Source organism: Protofrankia sp. CiP1_Cm_nod2 (assembly GCF_920664355.1).
Lineage (GTDB): Bacteria > Actinomycetota > Actinomycetes > Frankiales > Frankiaceae > Protofrankia.
Window position 1 is genome coordinate 1 of record NZ_CAKKTL010000321.1, and the last position, 4,974, is coordinate 4,974.

Here is a 4,974-nt window from a genome sequence, read left to right on the forward strand (position 1 = left end):
GTGGGCGCGCCCGATCGTCAACGGCTGGAACCCGCGGGAGTTGATCGCGCATCTGGCCGCTTCCGACGGGCTGCTCGCGGCCCGGATCGGCCTGGCGGTGGACCCGCCGGTGGAAAGCACCGACCTCGACGAGCGGACCGCCGCCGTCCACGCCCACCAGCACGGCTGGACGGCGGAACGCACCTGGCGGGCATGGCATGACGGGGCGGACCGGATCGCCGGCCGTCTCGGGCCGGCCGAGCCCTCCACCGCCCGGCCGGCCGCCCGGTCGGCCGCCCCGGACACGACATCCGCCGCCCACCTGCACGACCACCTGACCGCTCGGGCGTTCGAGACCTGGATCCACGGACGCGACATCGCCGAGCAGGTCGGCCTCACCATGCCGCTTCCTCCCGCCGCCCATCTCCACCGGATGGCCGACACGGCGATGCGCGCGCTCGACCCGAAACGGCGAGCCGCCCTGCCCGACCGGTCCAGGCAGGCCACCCTCCTGGTCGACCTGTCGGGCGCCGGTGGGGGCCGGTGGCTGATCGGGCCGGACGGCCCGCGCGAGATCCCCGGCACGGGGAAGGGGCCCGCCGCGGACGCGTGGCTGCGCACGCGCATCCTCGACTTCTGTCTCCTGGTCGCCGACCGCAGGCAGACAGCGGATCTCGGTGCCGAGATGGCGGGAGACATCGAGATCGCCCAGGCGATGCTCGACGTCGCACCCTCTTTTGCCGGCGCCTGACCGAGCGGCATCCACCACACGCGATTCCGGCTGTCCCGCGGTTTTCCCGGCCAGCGGATCGCGGGCGGACGTGTCGGCAAGGAGACATCTTCGATCCGGCCCGCCCTGGGCGCCGAACTCTCCTCGACGCCGGCACCACCAACCCGACCGACCGGCCGGCGTCAGAAGGAGAGATCATGCGTACCCGTCGGCTCACCGTCGCCCTCGCGGCTTCCACCACCGCGCTCCTGCCGGTCCTGCTCACCGGCCTGTCGTCCCCTGCCTCAGCGGCCGTCGAGACCTGCGTCAACCAGTTCACCGGCGCCGCGCTCACCGCCACCGTCGTCGGGAGCGACGGCGCGGACTTCATCACCGCCCGGAGCAACGACGTGATCTCGGCCAAAGGCGGGAACGACGTTGTCTACGTCAGCCCGTTCGTGAGCAACGTGACGATCTGCCTCGGTGACGGCAACGACCAGTTGGTCTTCACCGGCGGCACACCGGTGAGCCCGCTTTCGGTCATGGGCGGTCCGGGCAGCGACAGCATCCCGGGCAGCAACGGCAACGACGCGCTCAACGGGGGTGACGGGACCGACTCGATCGACGGACGGGGCGGCTACGACACCTGCAAGAACGGGGAGTTCGTGGTCAACTGCGAGATCATCCTCTAGGAAGCCACCGCACGACGCCTTCCCGGACGATAAAGATCTTGTAAATCTGTCGATCAGGGATCTGCCGGCAGGCAGGACGTGGGCTGAACCAGCGGTTCACAAGGGGCCGGAGGCAGCGCGATCATGCTTGTCCCGCGCTGCCCGAGGCCAGCCCCCGGGCCGCTGGCAGCGACACCGCGCTGCCCTCAGAGCGGGGACACGCCACCGGCGGCCGCGCCTGTGACACGAACCCCACCTGTGACACGAACATATGCGGGGGCCGGCGGGAGATCTCCCGCCGGCCCCCGCTATCGCTTGATGATCTTCCGTGCTACTCGCGGCCGAACTGCTCGCGAAGCCGGCGCAACGCTTCCTCGTCGATCGCGGAGGCGGGCTGCTCCGACTCGGCGGAGGTGTAGGACGACGGCGCGACCGCGGCGGCCTCGGCCTCCTGAGCGGCGCGGATCTGTGCCTGGTGCGCCTCGTAGCGCTGCTGGGCCTCGGCGTACTGCCGCTCCCACTCGGCCTGCTGCTCCTCGAAGCCGGGCAGCCACTCCCCCGTCTCCGGGTCGAAGCCCTCGGGGTAGACGTAGTTGCCCTGCTCGTCGTACTTGGCCTCCATCCCGTACTGGGACGGGTCGAAGGCCTCGCCGTCGGGCAGCAGCGCGCTGCTGTCGTTGGCCTGCTTGAGGGACAGGCTGATCCGGCGACGGTCCAGGTCGATGTCGATGACCTTGACGAGGATCTCGTCCCCGACGTTGACGACCTGCTCGGGGATCTCCACGTGGCGCTCGGCCAGCTCGGAGATGTGCACCAGGCCCTCGATGCCCTCGTCCACCCGGACGAACGCGCCGAACGGCACGAGCTTGGTGACCCGGCCCGGCACGACCTGGCCGATGGCGTGGGTGCGGGCGAACTGGCGCCACGGGTCTTCCTGGGTGGCCTTCAGTGACAGCGACACCCGCTCCCGCTCCAGGTCGACGTCGAGGACCTCGACCGTGACCTCCTGGCCCACCTCGACGACCTCGGACGGGTGGTCGATGTGCTTCCAGGACAGCTCGGAGACGTGCACCAGGCCGTCGACACCACCGAGGTCGACGAACGCGCCGAAGTTGACGATGGAGCTGACAACACCCTTGCGGATCTGGCCCTTGGCGAGCTGGGCGAGGAACTCCGAGCGGACCTCGCTCTGGGTCTGCTCCAGCCAGGCCCGGCGGGAGAGGACCACGTTGTTCCGGTTCTTGTCCAGCTCTATGATCTTGGCTTCGAGCTCACGGCCGACGTAGGGCTGCAGGTCGCGGACGCGGCGCATCTCCACCAGGGAGGCCGGCAGGAAGCCGCGCAGCCCGATGTCGAGGATGAGGCCGCCCTTGACGACCTCGATGACGGTGCCGTTGACGACGCCGTCCTCTTCCTTGAGCTTCTCGATCGTGCCCCAGGCGCGCTCGTACTGGGCGCGCTTCTTCGACAGGATGAGCCGGCCTTCCTTGTCCTCCTTCTGGAGAACGAGGGCCTCGACATGATCGCCGACGGTGACGACCTCGTGCGGGTCGACATCGTGCTTGATCGAAAGCTCCCGGGACGGGATGACGCCTTCGGTCTTGTAGCCGATGTCAAGGAGCACCTCGTCGCGGTCCACCTTGACGATGGTTCCGTCGACGATGTCGCCGTCGTTGAAAAATTTGATCGTTTTGTCGACGGCGGCGAGGAAGTCCTCGGCCGAGCCGATGTCGTTGACCGCGACCTGCGGGGTGGTCGGGGTAGGCGGTGTGGTCACGGTCTCCACGGGTCGTACGTCGGTGGTGCTCGTCAAGGGGTCGGCTCCGACTACGGGGTTCGTCGTATGCACGAGGGCCGGGTCGAACCGCCGGGACGGAGGGACAGGGACCGTGCTAAACGAACACTGTCGATACCGAAAGCGACGCTCGAGCGGATCTGCTACGTCTGAGATCCACGGACTCTCGTGCCAGTCCTAAGTCTAGGGACCGGTGTCCAAGGTGGTCAACGCCAGGGGCCCGTAACCTCGTCCAGGATCACAGGACCGGCGGGGCCGCCGGGCGCACGGACCACTGCGAGGCCACGCCGGCAGACCCGGCGCGCCCGCCCGCATACCACCGCCGGCGTCCAGGGGCCCGCCTGACACTGCGAGGATCGATGCCGTGAACGGAGCAGAACACCCCGGCCCGGCAGCCCGCGAGCCGGCGCCCGCCCGCCGGGCCGCGCCGCAGTACCCTCCGGGCCACTACCACCCGGCGGAGTTCGGCTACAGCGACATCGACGACGACAGTGCCCGGTGGGCCAGCCGCGGCTACTGGGACGCCACCGCCGACGACTACCAGGCCGAACACGGCGCCTTCCTCGGCGACACCGACTTCCTGTGGTGCCCGGAGGGGCTGCGGGAGGCCGACGCCGGGCTGCTCGGCGAGGTCCGCGGCCGCACCGTCCTGGAGATCGGCTGCGGTGGCGCGCAGTGCGCCCGCTGGCTGGTCGCCCGCGGCGCCGAGGTGGTGGCGCTGGACCTCTCCGCCGGGCAGCTGCGGCACGCCCGCGCGCTGTCGGCCGCCACCGGTGTGCCGGTCCCCCTGGTGCAGGCCGACGCGGCCCGGCTGCCGCTGGCCGACGCGAGTGTGGACACGGCCTGCTCCGCCTTTGGCGCGATCCCGTTCGTCGCGGACAGCGCCGCGGTCATGCGCGAGGTCGCCCGGGTGCTGCGGCCCGGCGGCCGCTGGGTCTTCTCCACGACACATCCGATGATCTGGTCGTTTCCCGACCACCCGGGCAAGGAGGGGCTGACGGTCGTGCGCAGCTACTTCGACCGCCGGGCCTACGTGGAACGGGACTGGGCCGGCCGGACGACCTACGCCGAGACGCACCGGACCGTCGGTGACCGGGTCCGGGAGCTGGTGGCGGCCGGGCTGCGCCTGCTGGACGTGATCGAGCCGGAGTGGCCGGCCGGTCACGACCGGGTCTGGGGCCAGTGGGGGCCGGTGCGGGGCCGCTTCTTCCCGTCCACCGCGATCTTTGTGACCGACAGGCCCGCCGGGCCCGCCTGACACCCACTGCCACGTACTGACACGTCCCGACAGGCACTGACAGGCACTGACAGGCACTGACAGGCGGCAACGGGATGCCGGACAGGTACCGGCAAAGTGGCGGCAGGCGCTGACAGGTACCGACAGAAGCGGTCACGGGTGCGATATTCGGAGTCCGGCGGGACTGGCCACTGATTTCCCGGCACGGGAATGTCGCATCGGGTAGTGGAAAAATCACTGCTGTGACGCCGGGGGTTGATGACGGGCCAGTAGTCCTTCCAAACGCGACGAACGCACTCCCATCTGTGATGGACGTCCTCGCGGCCAATGGCCTCCTCCCGGCCAGCGGCGCCATGACGGGCCACGGCACGGCCACCACCACCGCGGCAGGCCGCCCCCGGGCCGACAGCGCCGCGACGGGCCGTGCCACGGTGGACGGAGGCACCGCGCACAGGGAGACCGGACACAGGGGCACGGCACGCGGGGGCACGGCACGCGGGGGCACGGCACGCGGGGGCACGGCACGCGGGGGCACGGCACGCGGGGGCACGGCACGCGGGGGCACGGCGGGCCGGGGCGGACG

The 4,974-nt window shown here is 70.7% G+C and carries 3 protein-coding genes and 1 pseudogene; 3 read left to right on the forward strand and 1 reads right to left on the reverse strand.

What is annotated here, in order from left to right:
* A pseudogene (locus NBW84_RS22570) lies at positions 1–730 on the forward strand (hypothetical protein); the annotation flags it as partial.
* A gap of 176 nt (positions 731–906) precedes the next feature.
* Entirely contained in the window at positions 907–1,380 is a 474-nt protein-coding gene (locus tag NBW84_RS22575) for a hypothetical protein (protein ID WP_250287229.1), read from the forward strand.
* 310 nt (positions 1,381–1,690) lie between these two features.
* Here NBW84_RS22575 and rpsA read toward each other — a convergent pair whose 3' ends face one another.
* Positions 1,691–3,172 carry a 30S ribosomal protein S1 gene (gene rpsA / locus NBW84_RS22580; RefSeq protein WP_250287231.1) on the reverse strand — a complete coding sequence of 494 codons (1,482 nt, stop codon included), beginning with the start codon at positions 3,170–3,172 and terminating at the stop codon, positions 1,691–1,693.
* Positions 3,173–3,632: 460 nt separating this feature from the next.
* Between rpsA and NBW84_RS22585 the strand changes: the two genes are divergently transcribed.
* On the forward strand, positions 3,633–4,412 hold the full coding sequence (locus NBW84_RS22585) for a class I SAM-dependent methyltransferase (protein WP_445548364.1): 780 nt from the start codon (positions 3,633–3,635) through the stop codon (positions 4,410–4,412).
* Positions 4,413–4,974 lie beyond the last annotated feature (562 nt).

Excerpts from the sequence above, each read along its gene's own strand:
- NBW84_RS22575 (WP_250287229.1), top strand. The coding sequence starts at position 907 with ATGCGTACCCGTCGGCTCACCGTCGCCCTCGCGGCTTCCACCACCGCG.